Source organism: Roseivivax halotolerans, assembly GCF_900115815.1.
In the GTDB taxonomy this organism is placed as follows: domain Bacteria; phylum Pseudomonadota; class Alphaproteobacteria; order Rhodobacterales; family Rhodobacteraceae; genus Roseivivax; species Roseivivax halotolerans.
Genome location: NZ_FOXV01000001.1, coordinates 489486 through 507060, shown reverse-complemented (window position 1 = coordinate 507060; position 17575 = coordinate 489486). Strand labels below are relative to the sequence as shown.

Here is a 17575-nt window from a genome sequence, read left to right as displayed (position 1 = left end):
CGATTGTGGTGGTGCGGACTCATTCCTCAAGCGCGCAGCGCAGCAGTTCCACGTCTTCCGCGATCTGCGCGTCGCTCAGCATCAAATCCTCGACGCGCTTGACGCCATGAAGAACGGTCGTGTGGTCCCGCCCCCCGAAACGACGGCCGATTTCCGGGAAGGAGCGGGCCGTCAGTTGCTTGCACAAATACATTGCGATCTGACGCGGACGGGCGAAATTGCGCACGCGCTTCGGACCGATCAGGTCGGACAGTCGGATGTGGTAATGCTCGGCCACCTTTCGCTGGATCTCGTCGATGCTGATCTTGCGCTCGGAGGCGCGGATCACGTCGGTCAGGCATTCCTGCGCCATCGAGATGTCGACGGTCTTGCCGACGAGGGATGCGAAGGCGAAGAGGCGGTTGAGTGCGCCTTCTAGTACCCGCACATTCGTCGAGATGCGATGCGCGAGGAAGGCGAACACGCCTTCATCGACCTCAACATCCGGGTAGTGTTTACGGTTTTTCTCGAACTTCGACTGAAGAATGCCGAGGCGGAGCTCGTAATCGGTCGGGTGCACATCCACGACGAGGCCCGATTGCAGCCGCGAGACGATGCGGTTCTCGAGCGACTTGATATCGTTGGGCGCGCGATCGGCGGAGATTATGATCTGCTTGTTCTGGTCCACCAGCGCGTTGAACGTGTGGAAGAACTCCTCCTGCGTCGAATCCTTGCCCGCGATGAACTGCACGTCATCCACCATCAGAACGTCTACGGAGCGAAAGAGGGACTTGAAGTCCATCATCCGCCGGTCGCGCAGCGCCTGGACGAAGCGGTACATGAACTGCTCGGCGGACAGATACAGCACGTTGAGCTCGGGATTGCGGGCGCGCAGCTCCCAGGCGATGGCGTGCATCAGGTGCGTTTTACCGAGGCCGACGCCGCCATGCAGGAAGAGCGGGTTGAAGGTCACGGCTCCGCCTTCGGCTACGCGGCGCGCGGCGGCATGGGCCAGCTCGTTGGGCTTGCCGACAACGAAGGTGTTGAAGGTGAAGTTCTCATCGAGCGGACCGTCGGGAACGATGTCCGAGACAGGGGACGGTGCCTTGGCCGGACGCGGCTGGCTGTGGGATGTCGGCTGATTGGCCGGACGCGACGCCGTGTCGACGCGGAACTGCACGCGGCGCACACCGGGCTCGACCGTAGAGATCCGCGCCAGGATCGCATCGCCAAAATTCTGGGACACGTAGCTGCCGAAGAAGTTCGTGGGCGCCTGAAGCACCGCGACCTCGCCTTCGCAGCCGTTGAATTTCAGTGGTTTGATCCACGTCTTGTAGTTGTTCTCGCCCAGAGTCCTTGCCAGATCATCCTGCAACGCGCCCCATTGTTCCTGTGTCATTCCGTGTCTGTCCCCGGCTTTTCCTCGTTCGACGTGGCCCGATCCACGCCACGGTCCCGACAGCTTTGACAAAAGATACCCACCCCGGCAGCCAAGGCTGCGGGCTTGTAGTGACGGTGCACACGCAAGACATACCGGTCCCAACGCCGGAATGGCCGTGCGGGCACACCAAAGGTGTATCTTGGACAAGGCAGGGGCATGAAATGCCCCACGCTGAACCGATGGCAGTCGGCTCCGAGCCGCAAGAGGCTGGTTCGTCGTTACCGTCGAACGCGCCGTCTGCGGACCTGTCCCCCCAAGCGATCGTGACTCGCAGGACTGAAATTAGACGCCGGGCGCAGGGGCCGACAACTGTTCTTACAGCTTGACTCAGAGATTCCCGGAAAAGAATCTCTGCGCCGCGCAGAAAAGCCACATACGAAAAAAAGACGCCAAATAATGGCGTCTTTTCAGGACCTTGGCCGAAACGGCCAGCTAAGCCTTTGATTTTACGAGAGGGCCTTCACGCGCGACGTGAGGCGCGAGATTTTGCGGGCCGCGGTGTTCTTGTGAAAGACGCCTTTGGTGACGCCGCGCATCACTTCGGGCTGGGCTGCGCGAAGGGCGGCCTGCGCGTCATCCTTGTTGCCCGAGGCGATCGCCTCTTCGACTTTGCGAAGGTAGGTGCGGATGCGCGAACGACGGGCCTTGTTCACGGCATAGCGGCGCTCGTTCTGACGCGCGCGCTTCTTGGACTGGGGCGTATTCGCCATGATGATCGACCTTTGAGTTCGAGTTCCAGAATGTCTTGCGCTTATATGACGCCGCACCCGGGCCTCTCGACCGGATCGATTCTTGCCAAAGCGGGCATCACGCGCATGTAAGCCGCTCCGATACGGTAAAAGGCCAAGCCTGGCAACCCGTATCGGCGGGATGCGTTACTTGTCGCGGAACTGAGCTGTCCGCTTTTCCTGAAAGGCCGCCATGCCCTCCTTCTGATCTTCGGTGCTGAAGAGCGAATGGAACAGCCGCTTCTCGAAGAGGATGCCCTCGGCTAGCGTGGTCTCGTAGGCGCGGTTCACGGCTTCCTTTGCCGCCATCGTGGAGAGGGTCGATTTCTCCGCGATCTTGCCGGCTGCGTTCATAGCCTCTTCCATCAGGCTTTTCGCGGGCACGACGCGGCTGACGAGGCCCGACCGTTCCGCCTCTTCGGCATCCATGAAGCGGCCGGTGAGGTGCATGTCCATCGACTTCGACTTGCCGACAAAGCGGGTGAGCCGCTGCGTGCCGCCGATTCCGGCGATGACGCCAAGGTTAATCTCAGGCTGACCAAATTTCGCGTTGTCGCCCGCGATAATGAAGTCGCACATCATGGCAAGCTCGCACCCGCCACCCAGCGCGTAACCGGCGACTGCCGCGATGATTGGCTTGCGTACCTTTTGCACCGCCTCGTGCTCACTGCCGAAGAAGTCGGTCAGGTACATTTCCACGAAGCTCTTTTCCGACATCTCCTTGATGTCGGCACCGGCCGCGAAGGCCTTTTGCGAGCCCGTCAGAACGATGGCCCGCACCTTGTCGTTGCGGTCGGCATCGGTCAGCGCACTCGCCAGCTCTTTCAGAAGCTGCGAGTTCAGCGCGTTCAGGGCATCGGGGCGATTGAGTTTGATGGTGCAGACGTGGTCTTCGATCTCGACGATAATCGTCTCGTAGGCCATGCGGACGGCGCTCCGTTGGTTCCACTCAGACCATCGTGGTTATCACGTCCCCGCCCCGGATCAAGTTATCTTTGGCAGGCCGTGCAATAGAAGGACGATCGCCCTGCCTGCACGATGCGCCGCACCTTGCCGTTGCAGCCGTCGCGGCGGCAGGGCGCGCCCTCTCGGCCATAGACATCGAAACTGTGCTGAAAATAGCCAAGCTCACCATCCGCGCGCCGGTAGTCACGGAGCGAGGAGCCCCCGGCCGCGATCGCATCCTCAAGCGTGGCGCGGATCACCGGCACCAGGCTCGCCACCCGCGTTCTGCCAATCTTTCCAGCCTTCCGCACCGGGTGAATGCCCGCCCGGAAGAGTGCCTCGCACACATATATATTTCCGAGCCCTGCAACGATCTTCTGGTCGAGCAGCGCGGATTTTATCGGCGTCATCCGACCGCGCAGCGCTGCAATCAGGTGGTCTTCGTGGAAAGCATTTCCCAAGGGCTCCGGCCCGATTGCAGACAGCAGCGGATGGCCCTCCGCAGTCGCAGTCTCGAACAGGTCCATCGCGCCGAAGCGCCGCGGGTCATTGAAGATGATCCGCGCCCCGTTTTGCATGTGGAAGACGACATGGTCGTGTTTTTCGGGCGCAGGATGGTCGTGCACGAATTGCCCCAGTGGATCGCCGGAAATCAGGATGCGCCCCGACATGCCGAGATGCATGAGCAGCGTTTCGCCGCCCGAAAGATCGGCGAGGATGTATTTCGACCGGCGCCGCAAGCGTTCGACGCGCTGCCCGGTCAGACGCTCCGCCATCCGGTCCGGAAAGGGCCATCGCAAGTCGGGACGGTTCACGTCGGCTCGCGCGATGACATGACCTTCCATTGCCGGCAGGAGGCCGCGGCGCACGGTTTCGACTTCTGGAAGTTCTGGCATTCTGGATCGCTCGGGCTCTCAGGTCTGGCCGCGTTCATATAGGCCCCGCGACAGCCAGCGAAAGACCAGAGAGGGCTTGCGCGGATTTGACTGTTTGTCCCGGCACCGCCATCTGTGTAACCCGGATTTCAAGCGACACCCTGAGGCGGAGACCCAGATGGCAGACGAGCCCGAGAAAAAGGCGCATTTCGGTTTCTCCGAAGTGGCCGAGACCGAGAAGGCCGGTCTCGTGCAGGGGGTCTTCCAGTCGGTCGCATCGAAATACGATGTGATGAATGACGCGATGAGCCTCGGCATCCACCGCCTCTGGAAAGATGCGATGATGGATTGGCTCGCGCCGCGCCCTGACCAACGGCTTCTCGATGTCGCGGGCGGAACCGGTGACATCTCCTTCCGGTTTCTGAAACGGGCGGGTCGCGGTCATGCCACGGTGCTCGACCTGACCGAGCCGATGCTCGTCGCGGGACGGCAACGGGCCGAAGCGGCCGAGATGGCAGAGAGCCTCGACTGGGTCGTTGGCGACGCGATGTCCCTGCCCTTCCCTGCGTCCAGCTTCGATGTCTACACGATCTCCTTCGGTATTCGGAACGTGACGCGGCCCGAAGTGGCGCTGCGCGAAGCGCACCGCGTGCTGAAACCGGGTGGCCGACTGATGGTGCTCGAATTCTCGCGCATTCCGCAGCCGGGTCTTCAGAAGCTCTATGACCTCTATTCCTTCAACGCGATTCCCGCGATGGGACAGGCGATTGCCGGTGATCGCGACAGCTATCGATATCTTGTGGAATCGATTCGGCGGTTCCCCGACCAGGAGACCTTCCTCGAGATGGTACGCGAGGCCGGATTCGAGAATGCCAGCTATCGCAACCTGAGTCTCGGAATTGCTTGCCTGCATTCCGGCTGGAAGATTTGAATAGATGCGCGGACCTCTGAACCTCTGGCGGCTGATCCGTACCGGCGCGACGTTCGAACGATCGGGCGCGATGCCTGTCGTTCTCGACGCGGTCGATGCCCCGCGCTCCATCCGTGTCGCGGCCCGGATCATCGGCCGACCCTTCGCCTTTCTCGGATATGAAGGCGATCCGAACATGCCGCCGGTCACCCGCGCGCTCACGGCGCTGGGCCCGGCCTACATCAAGTTCGGTCAGATTCTCTCGACCCGGCCGGATGTCGTTGGCGAGGAGCTCGCCGCGCAATTGCGCGTCCTACAGGACAAGTTGCCGCCGTTCTCCAAAGACGAAGCCCGCGATGCGATCGAGGCCGATCTCGACGTGTCGTTAGACGGCATTTTCGCAAGCTTCTCGGAGCCCGTGGCTGCGGCCTCCATCGCGCAGGTGCACAAGGCGACGCTGGCCGAGACTGGCGAAACCGTTGCGGTCAAGGTCTTGCGTCCTGGCGTCGAGCGTGCGTTCCGGCGTGATATCGACGCATTCTACTTCTCGGCGCGCGTTATCGAATTGCTTCTGCCCTCCACGCGCCGACTCAAGCCTGTCGATGTGATTGCGCATTTCGAAGGCGTCGTGATGGGAGAGCTGGACCTGAGGCTCGAAGCCGCCTCGGCGTCCGAATTCGCGGCGAATACGGAGCAGGATGACGGATTTCGCGTTCCTGACGTGAAATGGTTCCTGTCGGGCCGGCGCGTGATGACGCTCGGCTGGGCCGAAGGTGCGTCGATGGGCGATAACGCGGCGCTCGACGCAGCTGGGATCGACCGGATCGCCCTGTCGGAGCGCGTGATCCAATTGTTTCTGAGCCACGCACTGAGAGACGGTTTCTTTCACGGCGACATGCACCAGGGAAATCTCAAGGTCGCGGCAGACGGGACGATCATAGCCTACGATTTCGGTATCATGGGCCATATCGACGCGTATACGCGCCGCGTCTATGCCGAGATTCTCTACGGGTTCATTCGTCGCGACTACAAACGCGTGGCCGAGGTTCATTTCGAGGCGGGCTACGTCCCGGCTGACCGCGATGTCGACGAGTTCGCGCGGGCTTTGCGCGCTGTCGGGGAGCCGATTTTCGGCATGGATGCCACGCGCATCTCGATGGCACGCCTTCTCGCTTACCTCTTCGAGGTGACGGAGCGGTTCGGCATGGAAACCCGCACCGAGCTCATTCTTCTTCAGAGGACGATGGTCGTTGTCGAAGGCGTGGCGCGATCCCTCAACCCGAAGATGAACATCTGGCACGCGGCCCAGCCCGTGGTCGAGGAATACATCAAGAACTCCATCGGGCCGCGCGCCGTTCTTTCCGATCTTCAAGAGACTGCAAAGGTTCTTGCCCGTTTTGGACCACGTCTGCCCGATCTTGTGGAAAGCCTGCTGATCCAGCAATCCCGTAGTCAACCTGCCCCGCATTCCAGTGGCAAGCTGGCGAAGCTTGGCTGGGCAGTGGCGGGTTGTGCCGGCGGTCTGGCGGCGTCTCTTCTCGCCATCGTATTGATCGCCTGAGATCACAAAGCTCGGCCGCATCACTCGGTTATCCGCATCTCCTCGACGGATGCCGCAGCTACCTCGGAACCGCCAGCCAGTTCCAAAGTCACGTCCCCAGCCTTGCCGTGCACGCTCGTGACGCTGGCATATGCCTGTGCTGCGCCGGTATCGAGCAATTGCCCGCCACTGAAACTCTCGACCTCGAATGTGTAGTACCCGCTTGGGATGTTGGCGGAATTCGCGCTTGTCGGCCACTCGATGGAGTGCATCGGGATCGAAAGGGCAACGATGTCGACGATCTCGCTCTGCTCATTGCGTACGGTGAGCTGAGCGGAGGTCGCATTCGGCGCGGGTCTCGGCTGTACCAAGATCGGATCGCCTTCATAGAAAACCGGTCCGGAAACGAGAACTTCGCTTCCAATCCAGTCCCCCATATCGAGACCCGCAGCGCCGCCCGATTGTGCCGTCAATACTCGCAGAAGATCGTTTGTCATGACCTGCTGTTCCACCGTAGCGAAACTTGCGAGCTGCGCTGCATAGTCGGAGGAATCGATTGGATTAAGCGGATCCTGGTTTTCCGCCTGCGTGACAAGCATCTTCAGAAAGGTTTGAAAGTCCGACGACAAAACACCTGAGTCACCGGACGCGGGAAGCGTCGTTGCTACCCCTGCAGACGCTGCTGATATCTCGCTGACATACATGAAACCGTTAGATCCTTATATCGATACCGTTCTCTGCACTACCTAGTTCCTGGTCGGGCTGCTCTTCCAGCCTTACTCCCCGGCTGCGATGTCTTTGGTCCGTCTTTTGCGGGCTTGGCGCGTTCTGAGATCTGTCGCCCATCGCTTCACCAAAACGGAACTCCGACACACCGATGCCAGACTGCATCAAATACCTTTCCAAAGTCTCAATATTCCGAGACAAAAGAGAGAGCGTCTCCGGTCGGTCTGCGCTAACGGATACGATCTGTCCAAGGGGACCATCAAGAAGATGCAACCTCACTGATCCAAGCTCTTCCGGATTCAATGATATTTCTAGATCTTGACCTGTTCTAGATACCGAAACAATCTCGAAGCTTTGGCTGGGATTTAGCTTAGCTATCGCTTCCAAATTTTCTTTTTGAAACGTTGGCACGATATTGTAATTTGCTGCACCAAATAGGGCCTCGGATTTTTGTGAGGCCGCAGTCTCCTCTAAGCAATCCATACTTCGATCAATTATCGAAAGCTTTAACACATTCTCGTCTTCCACTTCTAAGCTAGCTGTTTGCTTTAAGACTACACCGCTTACTTCTCGAGATACTTCGCGTTCATGTTTGTGAGATTTGACGTTCCCAAATTGATTATTGGCACTTTTTTGGAAATAGATTTTATTTATTCTTTCTGTAGCTTGCTTTCTGCTGTTTCCAGCCTCCCATTTGGATTGGTCACCAGATAAAGACTCGTGTGTATATACAAACTTCATTTCATATGAATTTGTCTGCGCTGAGGGAGAACCTTCAGTCAATGGCTTGATATTCTTTCTACCCATTAATTCAGTAAGATGCTTAGCGAGAAGCAATTTTATATGTTCATCTATGTATTTCGTCGTTTCGCCAGCCCTAACTTGAGGACCATCTATTCTCCCAAGGCCTTGCTCTATTGACTTCTCCGCTGGCTCAGGAATTAAAATTATCTTCTCCAAATCGTTGAGCTTTCCAGCCTGATTTTTCAAGGAATATCTATACTCATCACTGACTAAACTTTTTGTTCGATCCAAAATCTGATCTCGCGTAATTCTTTGTAGATCTCTTTCAGATAGAACTTCACCTCGGGTATGGTCGGAACCCGTCATCAGAAAACTTGGTTGTTGAGCATTGATTTCAGAAACCTCTAGAACCCCTGCTCCAACCTCTACTATGCATTCTAAGTGAGTGTGATATTCTTTGTTTAATGTGTCAGGCGATTCATCAACAAAATCCAGAGGAGAAAGATTCCCAGGATATGTTTCCTTAATTAAAATATGTCTGAAAGGACGTCCTGAGCTTTGTATGCTTTTATTATTTAGGTTTCCATCAAAAGTAGGATCATCATCAAGCTCAACCATTGCGTTTCTATGAGCTTCCGGGCAATACTTATTGTGCAAATTTACCTGACTTGGGTCGCTGTCAGCCACTACAACACAATTAAAATATCTCACCTGCGCCTCATCTAGAAAGATATAATTTCCAAGTGGATTATCATTAGACAGTTCTGCAATATCCGAAAAAACTATAAATTCACGACCTAGGGCTTCATGACAAACTGAACCTACCGAATTTTCAACAGATGATATATGGCTGGATATTGCCTCCTCTGATAGCTTACAAATTTTCAAATCTTTATCTATATGATACTTGTGCTCGTTAAAAACATTTTTATTTAAATCACCGAGCACTAAATCGAAAGAATAGCCCACTTTACAATTGGAAAAATTCTTGGAAAAAGCTTGACCTTCAACCTTATCAGGGATTTGGAGAACCGTTGTTACTTTGTGTGAGAAAAGGTCCATAGCTTCAAGATCTCTTTAAAAAACTACACGAACGCCTTTAAGCCTCAGAAGCAAACAGACCGTTAAACTGTGCAAAGCGCCGCCGCCTTCACTCTATTGTTCAGAATGCGTCAAATCACGGTCTCACTTAAATGATTCCTTAAGAGTCGCCTTGTATCCCTGGAGCACGCCAAAAAGCGCCACATTTTCGAATGTGAAAAGTCAGAATGGCTAAAATTTGAAACCAGATACGATGAAAATCGTCAATGAGGATAAATACTCATGTCTAGCATTCTGACGAATAACGGCGCCATGGTGGCGCTGCAGACGCTAAAGTCTATCAACCGCGATCTCGCCGATACGCAAAGCCAAATCTCAACCGGGAAATCGGTTGCTAATTCCCGCGATAATGCGACCGTCTGGATGACCTTCGCGTTGGACGAATATGCCCGCTGCGTCTGGATCAGCTGGGTCAGCTCCGCGGCGACATCGGTCGTGGATTCCTCCCGGGCGAAGGCGACTATGTCACCGGTCGGCCCGTCCGCCGCATCCCAAAGGAAAAAACTGCCGCTTTCGAAGGACGGTGCGTAGACCTGATTGTCGAGCGGCGTGAGACCGTTGGGGTTCGGTACATCGACGAGCGGCACCTGATAGATCGTTCGCGTGATACCGGTGTCGAAATAGGCATGGACCATGCCGTTTTCATCGATCTCGACCGAGGTCATGTTTCCGACAGGGGAGCCGTCCTTCGAGATATTGAGGGGCGCGAAACTATCGGAGAGTTGGGTGATGCCGTTGCTTGCGCCGATTTCACCGACGGTGATCTCTATCGGGCCACCGACGACATTGACCGTCATCGATCCGGTCGCGGGATCGTACGCACCGCCCGAGATCGTCGTCACGGAGGCCAATGTCCCGCCGCTCGACCGCGAGTCGTCGAAGGTCATCTCGTATTCACCGATGATCGTGCCGGGATTGGCGCTGTCCTCGATCACCATGTTCCAGGTATTGGACGCGCCCGATGCCGGAATGGTCGGCGTGAAGGTCACCTCGATGTTCTCTGACACGCCGAGATTGTCGTAATATTCCACGGACAGCGTCAGCGCATCGCCAGAGGCGGTTGCCAAGGTTTCTGTCGCCGGCAAGTTCAGGCCGAGCGTGATCCGCGTTGTCGGCTCTCCGGAGAACTGGTTGACGTTGATCTGCACCGGCTCGAGCCCGTCCGATGTATCGCGCGGGTACGTGCCGATCGTCCCGTCCGGGTTCGCAGGCCAGCCCAGAAGCATCAAGCCCGTGCTGGTAACGAGATAACCGTTCTCGTCGGTCGTGAACGAGCCCGTCGTCGTCAACAGCATCTGCGGGTCGCCATTGCCCGCCTGGACATCACTGCTTTCCGCGACAGGCAGGAAGCCCCGGCCGCGTACGGCAAGGTCCGTTGCGTTCGACGTGGTGACAAGCGAGCCGTTTTGATCGATCTCATAGGAGGTCGAGGTCCGCACGCCGCCGGCTGTGTAGCCGCCGCCCGCACTCGACATAACGATGGAATGGAAGTCGGTCTTGGCCTGCTTGTAACCGAAGGTCTCGGAATTCGCGATGTTGTCGGAGATCGTGCCAAGCTGACTGGCATTGGCGGCAAGTCCGGCGACACCGGCGTTGAGTGAAGAGGAAATCGTCATCGGCGCGCCCTTTTGCTGCTCGGATGACTGCTTCCTATCGCACGGCGGCTTAATGCCTCCCTAATTCCTAAAATGCTCAGTTTCCTGCGCGCGCCTATCGCAGGAAGATGATCTCAAGCCGGTTGTTGCGGGCATGGGTCGGTGCGGTCACGTCAGCCTTGCTATCCGCATGGGCAACGACCCGCTGCACACGGCGCGTGGATAGCCCCGATGAGATCAATATTTCTCGTGCGACCCGCACGCGACCTTCGGTTTCGTCCCACACGGGATCCTTCGCTACAACGATCGGCACGCGGCGAACATGCGCGGCGATGGCGAGGTCATTGTCGGCTAGACCGGCAAGCTCGCCCATCAGTGTCAGCAGGGTTTCGACGGTGGCAGTGGGCTCGGCCAATCCGGTGAAGAGGGGCGCGTCGGGCAGGTCCGAAAGGGTAAGCACGAGGCCTTCGTCGGTTACGCGGGTCGCCAGATGCGCCATCAGGGCATTGCCATTCGCGCTCTCGACCACGCGTTCGAGAAAGACCCGTTCTATATCGGCGAGCGTCGCGTCCATCTCGGCGTCTTGGCCTGCATCCTGCGAGACATCGTCACGGCTTATCCGGGATTCGGGCATGAAGCTGGTCGCGCCCGTTCCGTTCTGCGGCAGCGCATCCTGCGCGAAAACGGACTCGCCCTGCATGGTGCCCGAGCCACCGCCCGAAACGCGGCTGATCGAGATCGTGGGCGCGAAGTAATCCGCGAGCCCCTTGCGCTGTTTTTCAGTCGTGGCGTTCAGAAGCCACATCAGCATGAAAAATGCCATCATCGCCGTGACGAAATCGGCGTAGGCGACCTTCCAGGCACCGCCATGGTGGCCACCGCCGGCGACCACCTTCTTGCGTTTGATAATGACCGGCGCAGCATTGCTGCCCGAGGCACCTTTCGGCATCTCACCACACTCCTACTCACCCGAGATGAGGATGCCGCGCCAAGTCTTGACGATGCGTTATCGGCAGCCTTGCGAGTGGTTCGGATTTGGCTCGATTTTGGCGCAGTCGCGTCAGCGTTCCAGCGATTGCAGATAGCGATATATCGCCGGCGCGCCGCTCTCGATCCGGAAGGCCATGCGGGCCCTGGCGGAAGGATCGCCCAGCCATTCCTGCAGAAAGAGGTTTGGATTTCGCATATAGGCGGTGAAATTCGGCTCCGACCAGACCAGACCTCGCCCGCGCGCCTCTTGCATGGAGCTTGAGTAATTGAACCCCGGCTTGCCCGCGACGGTGCGCCCCACGACACCGTAGAGATCCGGACCGGCACGCCCGCCCTGAACAAGCACGGTGCCGTCCGGCGCGGTGACGCTGTGACACGCTGCACAAGGCTCAAACAGGCGTGCCCCATCCTGTGACTTGACGGGCGTGGCGAGGCACACAACCGCTCCGATGATGAAATGTCTGAACGTCATGAAATGGCACCGAGATCGTCTCGGATCACCATAAACCGTCAGACATGCCAAGGCATCTACAAGAAAGACACAGTTACGCGACTGCGTGGGCGATCGCGCAGCGCTTCCAAAGAGTCGAGAGCGCCTGTACGAGCCGTTCGATATCCTCGTCGGAATGCAGCGGGCCCGGCGTGAAGCGCAGCCGCTCCGTGCCTTTCGGGACGGTCGGATAATTGATCGGCTGAACATAGATCCCGAAGTCCTGCATCAGGATATCGGCGAGCTGCCGGCACTTCACCGGATCCTTGATCATCACCGGGATGATGTGGCTCGGATTCGGCAGATGCGGAATGCCCAAGGCGTCGAGACGGCGGCGGAGTTTGGCGACCTGCTGGCGCTGGCGCGCGCGTTCGATTCCGCTTTCCTTCAGATGCGCGATGGAGGTGCGCGCCGCCGCGGCCACGGCTGGCGGCAGGGCGGTCGTGAAGATGAACCCGGACGCAAAGGAGCGGATGAAATCGCAAAGCGCCACCGAGCCGGTGATATAGCCACCGACCACACCGTAGGCCTTTCCGAGCGTCCCTTCGATCAGCGTGATGCGGTGCGCGAGACCGAGTTCCTCAGAAACGCCACCGCCGCGCTGGCCGTACATGCCGACCGCATGGACCTCGTCGAGATAGGTCATCGCGCCGTGCTTTTCGGCGACCTCGATGATCTCTTCCATCGGGCAGATATCGCCGTCCATCGAATAGACCGACTCGAAGGCGACGATCTTGGTCGCGTTCGAGGGAAGCGCGGCAAGCTTGCGGTCGAGATCTTCGGGATCGTTGTGCTTCCAGATCACCTTGTCGGCCTTCGAATGGCGAATTCCCTCGATCATCGAGGCGTGGTTCTTCTCGTCTGACAGGATCACCGCGTCAGGAAGCTTCGAGCCCAGCGTCGAAAGCGCCGCCCAGTTCGAAACGTAGCCCGAGGTGAAGAGCAGCGCCGCGTCCTTTCCGTGCAAATCCGCGAGCTCTGCTTCGAGAAGGCGATGCTGGTGGGTATTGCCGGAGATGTTGCGCGTCCCGCCCGCGCCGCAGCCATGCGCGGCGATAGCGTCCTGCATGGCCGTCATCACCTTCGGATGCTGGCCCATGCCTAGATAGTCGTTGGAGCACCAGACCGTCACCTCGTCGGGCGCGTCTTCATCGAAGCTCCGCGCTTTGGGGAAGGCCCCGCACTTCCGTTCGAGCTCTGCGAAGATGCGGTAGTTTCCATCGGCGCGCAGGCTGTCGAGCTCGGCATCGAAAAGGGCGTCAAAGTCCATGGGCGTCCTCCCTCGGTTCGGTCGCGGTTTTGGGCGCGGGCAGAGCCCAGCGCCAGAGCTTCTCGTCGGGCAGCGGCAGCACCATGAACCAGTGTTCAAGGAGGGCCAGCGCGGTCAGCGCGGCGACAAGCGAGAATCCGGCCGCCTCAGCAGGCGATCCGGCAGAAAAGAGACGTTCCAGCCAGCAAGCCACCGCAAAGGACAGCCCCGTCACAGAGATCGGGAACAATGCGTTCATCGGCGCGATGCGGAAATGGCTCGGAAGATGAGCAAGCTGTGCGGGCAGGAATTCGACGTTGATTTTCGGCACGCCGAGAAAGAGATTCAGCTTGGCGGAGAGCCGCGCGAAGAAAAGAACGGCGAACGTCCAGAAGGCGACCGAATTCGCAGCGCTCTGCGCGTGCAGGCCAAGCACGATCAGCGCAGCGACAAGCGCCATTTCGTGATAGGCGATCGTGCCCCAGGCGCGCAGGAAACGCTCCCATCCCGGCCGGCCTTTCGGGCAGACATGCAGGTTCGGCCCCGTCACGATACCGGTCAGGAAGGCGAGCTCGATCCATCCCCAAAGGGCGATGGCGCCGAGAAAGCCGAAATAGACACCGGCGAGATCGTCGACGGCGCTGGCCCGGTGGACGGCAAAGACCGCCAGCGCGAGGAGCGGCGCGGTACCTAGCGTCAGCGCCAGCCGGGCGACCGGGCTCTGTGCCTTACGGACGGCGAGAAGGATCGCCCCGGTGGAGAACCACCAGACGAAGAGCGCGAACAGCGCGGCGATCCAGCTTTCCGAGGTCAACAGATCCGCTCCATGCCATCAAACGGGTCTTGCCCGGGGCGCAGGGCGCCCTCGGGATCGAGATATGTGGCGGCGTCGATCAATACGCCGGCTCCAGCCGTGTGCTCTCGGGCACCCGATGCTTCACCGCCGGGATCGTATAGAGACTGACGAAGCAGAAGGCCGCCTTTGCTGAGTTGGCCCATTCCTTCAGCTTGCCACCGGCGCCGCCCTGCTTCTTGCCTTCGGCAATCGCGACATTCGCGCGGTGTAGGCGTTCGAGCGTCGGCTGCCAGCGCGGATGCTCGATATCGAGCGTGATCGGGAAGATCTGTTCGGTAAGCTTCGACGTCTTGGTGAAGACTTCATGCGCGTACCAGTCCGGGTCGACGCCAAGAGCGTCATGGAAGGCCGGACGCTGATGATCGCGGACATACATCGTCGCATAGACCGCCGTCAGGAAGAACTTGATCCAGAGCACGTTCTTGCCCTGCGTCAGCTTCGGGTCGGTCTTCATCAGAAGCGCGAAGGCTTCGCCATGCCGGAACTCGTCGCCACACCATTCCTCGAACCATTTGAAGATCGGGTGGAAGCGATGCTCGGGATGTTTCTCGAGATGGCGGAAGATGGTGATGTACCGCGCGTAGCCGATCTTTTCGGAGAGGTAGGTCGCGTAGTAGATGAATTTCGGCTGAAAGAAGGTGTACTTCTTCTTCTGGGTCAGAAAACCGAGATTCACCGCGACACCTGCCTCGCGCAGCGCGTCATTGATAAAGCCCGCATGCCGCGCCTCGTCGCGCGCCATGAGCTGGAACAGCTGAACGATATCGCCGTTCTTGCCGCGCCGCTTCATCTCCTTGTAGAGAACGCAGCCCGAGAACTCGGCGGTGCAGGAGGAGATCAGGAAGTCGATGAATTCCTTCTTGAGCTCAGGCTCCATGCCGTCCCAGTCGACATGGTCCCAGTCCTCGTTCTTCTTGAAGTGACCCTTGTTGGGATCTGCTTCCATCTCCGCGATGAGCGCGTCCCAATCCCGGCGCACCGGGGTGACGTCGATCGCATCGAGCTGATCGAAATCGGTGGTGTAAAAGCGCGGCGTCAGAAGCGTGTTCTGCATCGCGACATCGGTAGCCGCCTTGCTGTCCATGCGGGACTGTTCCTGCTGAACAGCGAGGCTCTCATCGACATTGGTGATGTCGGCGGTATGCGGTGTCTGAACGTTCATAGCCGCACCTCCTCGGAGAAGGAGAATTCGCAGAGCTCCATCACCTCGATATCGCCCGTAAGACGCGTCCAGAGCTGTTCGAGCTTCGAAGCTCGGACAATGATCGCTTCGCGGTCTTCGCTGACGATTTCACCGAAAGGAGCCATGATCTCGGGCCCCTGAACGGTCACTTCGTCACCGGGATGGATGACGGCTCCGTTGTTGAACCGCACATGTGCGTGCAGGCTTTCGAATTTGTGGCTGATCTCGACGGTGCATGGCGCCCGTTCGATATCGCGTGTCAGAAGTCCCATGTTTCGGCTCCCTTTGTCCGAGTTAGTCACGCAGCAACGTGGCGAAGGCTGCTGCGTTATCTGCGCCGAACCCCATCAGGTCGGCGCGCCAATCGGTCGACGGATCGAAGATCGCCAACCGGCCGTTCTCGTAGGCGACGAGCCGAACAGGCCCATCCGTTGCGACGCGGGCATTGATGCGCTCGCGTTCGAGGACCCTATAGACGCCGGCGATGAAGCCGCCCTCGTCAGGCCCGTATTCAGCGACGAGTGCTCCCTCGGCGTCACGCACCTGCGCGGCACCGGACAGCTCGCCCTTGAGATAGAGAATACGTTCCTCGGCGACCGGGCTTTCCGGCGGCGTCGCCTCGAGGGGGCGACCCGTCCAGACCCAAAACGCCGTCAGCGCGAGTACGACCGCAACGAGGGCCGACATCGCGCGGACGAGGGCGACAGGCACGAGGTCCGGCTCTTCGTGGCGGTAACGCGGTGCGGTTCGACTGGACATGGTCTCCTCCTATTCCGCGGCGACGGCTGCGGCAGCCGGGTCGGGCTGGCGCGCAAGGCGCGGCTCGGTGATCCGGGTCTGGGCGGCCTCGCCGATCAGACGCGCGACCGTCTCGGCATCTGGAATGCAGCGCAAGGCGGGACGGGTCGGGTTCATTTTCCAGGGCCGGACATGCGGCCAGCAGACAAGGTAGGAAAGGCGCGTTTCACCTAGCGTGGTGAACGAGATCGTACCCGTCCCGTCCTTGCGCCGCGCAAGATCGGCAGACCCGATCTGCGTGTACGGCAAGTTCAGCGTCACTGTCAGTGCCGCGCCGATCCGCATCGCAACCCGGCGGTTGGTGACGGTGTAGACCGTGGCCCGCGCCTGGACGAGCGCGATCAGCCACAGCAGCGTCAGGGTGATGCCACCAAGGATCAGAAACGGCATCGCCGATCCAAAGGCCTCGCCGAACGGCACCAGATCACTCACTGCGATGAACCGCCAGAGCGCAAGCACGAGGAAGTAGCCAGCCACCCAAGGCAGGCTCAACGCCTCCTTGGCGAGCGCCCAGGTGTTCGGGCGACCCTGCCAGAGAATGTGCTCCCCTTGCGGGGGACGCTCCGGCAGACCGTTGACCGGCTCTGTTGCGAAATCATCGTGTGACATCTGGTGCCTCCCTTTCCCTGTCCCGAAGCGCCGCTCAGAGCTGCGGATCGAGCCGCGCCTTTGACGCGTAGAGGACACCGCCGCCGTAATAGGCAGAGATCTTGTCCTCTTCGAGCTTTGTCACGACATCGGGCTTCGCCGTCTTCGGCACCCCTGCGAAATGCTCGCCGAAGAGCGTCTTCACATCGACGGTGTTCCGCCAGATCCGGCAGAGCGTCATCGGGACGAGCCGTGTTCCGGCGCCGCCCTCAAGCTCGATCTCGAGATAACGGACGAGCTGCTCCGGCTCATCGACCCACATGTCCGAGACCATGCCGACGATCTTCTTGTCACCGGCGCGTACCGGAAGACCGCGAGGATCGTTGCCGGCAGCCACGGTGAAGTGCGCGTCTCCCTTCATCGGAACGATCTTGGGATTGCCGTGACCGTCAAGTTCCGGCTCGTCACGACGGTTTGCCCAAGCTGCGGGGCCGACCCCCTGTTCAAGCGGATTGCCGGTCGGATCGTAAGGGAACCCCCCGGAAGCGAACTCACGTGTGAGATTGCCGTGGAAATCGTCGCGATCAGCAGGCTGACCCGAGGGGACAGTCAACGTGCCGCGTCCATGCGGCAGGACGAAGGTCTTGTCCGCCGGATTGGGCCAGACAGAACCGGCATCGGCCTGGCTGCCGTCTTCATCGACAAGCGGATAGCCTTCGCGCTGGTTCTCACGCTGAATCCAGATCACGAGACCGACGAAGAAGATGAAGAAGAGCCACAGCGAGAGACTCGCCAGGTCGAGGTTACCGAATGGATAGTCGTTGATCATGGCTTGGA

General features: G+C 59.1%; 18 protein-coding genes. 2 read left to right on the top strand and 16 right to left on the bottom strand.

The window, feature by feature from the left end:
* Positions 1-19 precede the first annotated feature (19 nt).
* The 4 genes from dnaA to mutM all read right to left on the bottom strand — a co-directional run bounded on the left by dnaA (position 20) and on the right by mutM (position 3989).
* Positions 20-1378 (bottom strand): chromosomal replication initiator protein DnaA, encoded by a 1359-nt coding sequence (dnaA, locus tag BM171_RS02500; RefSeq protein WP_093009193.1) that lies wholly within the window; start codon positions 1376-1378, stop codon positions 20-22.
* 488 nt (positions 1379-1866) lie between these two features.
* Positions 1867-2130, bottom strand: a complete 264-nt coding sequence (gene rpsT, locus BM171_RS02495; protein ID WP_093009192.1) for a 30S ribosomal protein S20 — start codon at positions 2128-2130, stop codon at positions 1867-1869.
* 165 nt (positions 2131-2295) lie between these two features.
* Positions 2296-3072: an enoyl-CoA hydratase gene (locus BM171_RS02490; protein ID WP_093009191.1), complete on the bottom strand. Its 777-nt coding sequence runs from the start codon at positions 3070-3072 to the stop codon at positions 2296-2298.
* 65 nt (positions 3073-3137) lie between these two features.
* The gene (mutM, locus tag BM171_RS02485; RefSeq protein WP_093009190.1) at positions 3138-3989 is read right to left on the bottom strand and encodes a bifunctional DNA-formamidopyrimidine glycosylase/DNA-(apurinic or apyrimidinic site) lyase; all 852 of its coding nucleotides are present in this window, start codon (positions 3987-3989) and stop codon (positions 3138-3140) included.
* Between the two features lie 157 nt (positions 3990-4146).
* Here mutM and ubiE point away from each other — a divergent pair, with 157 nt between their 5' ends.
* Together ubiE and ubiB are read left to right on the top strand one after the other, a co-directional pair.
* Positions 4147-4899 carry a bifunctional demethylmenaquinone methyltransferase/2-methoxy-6-polyprenyl-1,4-benzoquinol methylase UbiE gene (gene ubiE, locus BM171_RS02480; protein ID WP_093009189.1) on the top strand — a complete coding sequence of 251 codons (753 nt, stop codon included), beginning with the start codon at positions 4147-4149 and terminating at the stop codon, positions 4897-4899.
* A 4-nt stretch (positions 4900-4903) separates the two neighbouring features.
* Positions 4904-6439 (top strand): 2-polyprenylphenol 6-hydroxylase, encoded by a 1536-nt coding sequence (gene ubiB / locus BM171_RS02475; protein ID WP_093009188.1) that lies wholly within the window; start codon positions 4904-4906, stop codon positions 6437-6439.
* 20 nt (positions 6440-6459) lie between these two features.
* Here the strand turns inward: ubiB and BM171_RS02470 are convergent, their stop codons facing one another.
* The 12 genes from BM171_RS02470 to puhA all read right to left on the bottom strand — a co-directional run bounded on the left by BM171_RS02470 (position 6460) and on the right by puhA (position 17567).
* Positions 6460-7122 carry a flagellar hook capping FlgD N-terminal domain-containing protein gene (locus tag BM171_RS02470; RefSeq protein ID WP_093009187.1) on the bottom strand — a complete coding sequence of 221 codons (663 nt, stop codon included), beginning with the start codon at positions 7120-7122 and terminating at the stop codon, positions 6460-6462.
* Between the two features lie 7 nt (positions 7123-7129).
* Positions 7130-8950: a flagellar hook-length control protein FliK gene (locus BM171_RS02465; RefSeq protein WP_093009186.1), complete on the bottom strand. Its 1821-nt coding sequence runs from the start codon at positions 8948-8950 to the stop codon at positions 7130-7132.
* A gap of 242 nt (positions 8951-9192) precedes the next feature.
* Positions 9193-10605, bottom strand: a complete 1413-nt coding sequence (locus tag BM171_RS02460; protein WP_093009185.1) for a flagellar hook protein FlgE — start codon at positions 10603-10605, stop codon at positions 9193-9195.
* Between the two features lie 94 nt (positions 10606-10699).
* The gene (locus BM171_RS02455; protein ID WP_093009184.1) at positions 10700-11533 is read right to left on the bottom strand and encodes a flagellar motor protein MotB; all 834 of its coding nucleotides are present in this window, start codon (positions 11531-11533) and stop codon (positions 10700-10702) included.
* Positions 11534-11644: 111 nt separating this feature from the next.
* Positions 11645-12046, bottom strand: coding sequence for a c-type cytochrome (locus BM171_RS02450; RefSeq protein WP_093009183.1), 402 nt, complete (start codon positions 12044-12046; stop codon positions 11645-11647).
* Between the two features lie 73 nt (positions 12047-12119).
* Positions 12120-13334 (bottom strand): 5-aminolevulinate synthase, encoded by a 1215-nt coding sequence (gene hemA, locus BM171_RS02445; RefSeq protein WP_093009182.1) that lies wholly within the window; start codon positions 13332-13334, stop codon positions 12120-12122.
* A complete protein-coding gene (gene puhE, locus BM171_RS02440) occupies positions 13324-14127 on the bottom strand; it encodes a putative photosynthetic complex assembly protein PuhE (protein WP_093009181.1) in 804 nt (267 codons plus the stop codon). Before puhE ends, hemA begins: the two co-directional genes overlap by 11 nt.
* Before the next feature lie 79 nt (positions 14128-14206).
* Complete coding sequence (acsF, locus tag BM171_RS02435; RefSeq protein WP_093009180.1) at positions 14207-15331, bottom strand: magnesium-protoporphyrin IX monomethyl ester (oxidative) cyclase; 1125 nt, start codon at positions 15329-15331, stop codon at positions 14207-14209.
* Positions 15328-15624 (bottom strand): hypothetical protein, encoded by a 297-nt coding sequence (locus BM171_RS02430; RefSeq protein ID WP_093009179.1) that lies wholly within the window; start codon positions 15622-15624, stop codon positions 15328-15330. Before BM171_RS02430 ends, acsF begins: the two co-directional genes overlap by 4 nt.
* A gap of 22 nt (positions 15625-15646) precedes the next feature.
* Complete coding sequence (gene puhC, locus BM171_RS02425) at positions 15647-16111, bottom strand: photosynthetic complex assembly protein PuhC (protein WP_093009178.1); 465 nt, start codon at positions 16109-16111, stop codon at positions 15647-15649.
* 9 nt (positions 16112-16120) lie between these two features.
* Positions 16121-16759 carry a photosynthetic complex putative assembly protein PuhB gene (gene puhB / locus BM171_RS02420; RefSeq protein WP_093009177.1) on the bottom strand — a complete coding sequence of 213 codons (639 nt, stop codon included), beginning with the start codon at positions 16757-16759 and terminating at the stop codon, positions 16121-16123.
* A 34-nt stretch (positions 16760-16793) separates the two neighbouring features.
* Positions 16794-17567, bottom strand: a complete 774-nt coding sequence (gene puhA, locus BM171_RS02415; RefSeq protein WP_172975047.1) for a photosynthetic reaction center subunit H — start codon at positions 17565-17567, stop codon at positions 16794-16796.
* Positions 17568-17575 lie beyond the last annotated feature (8 nt).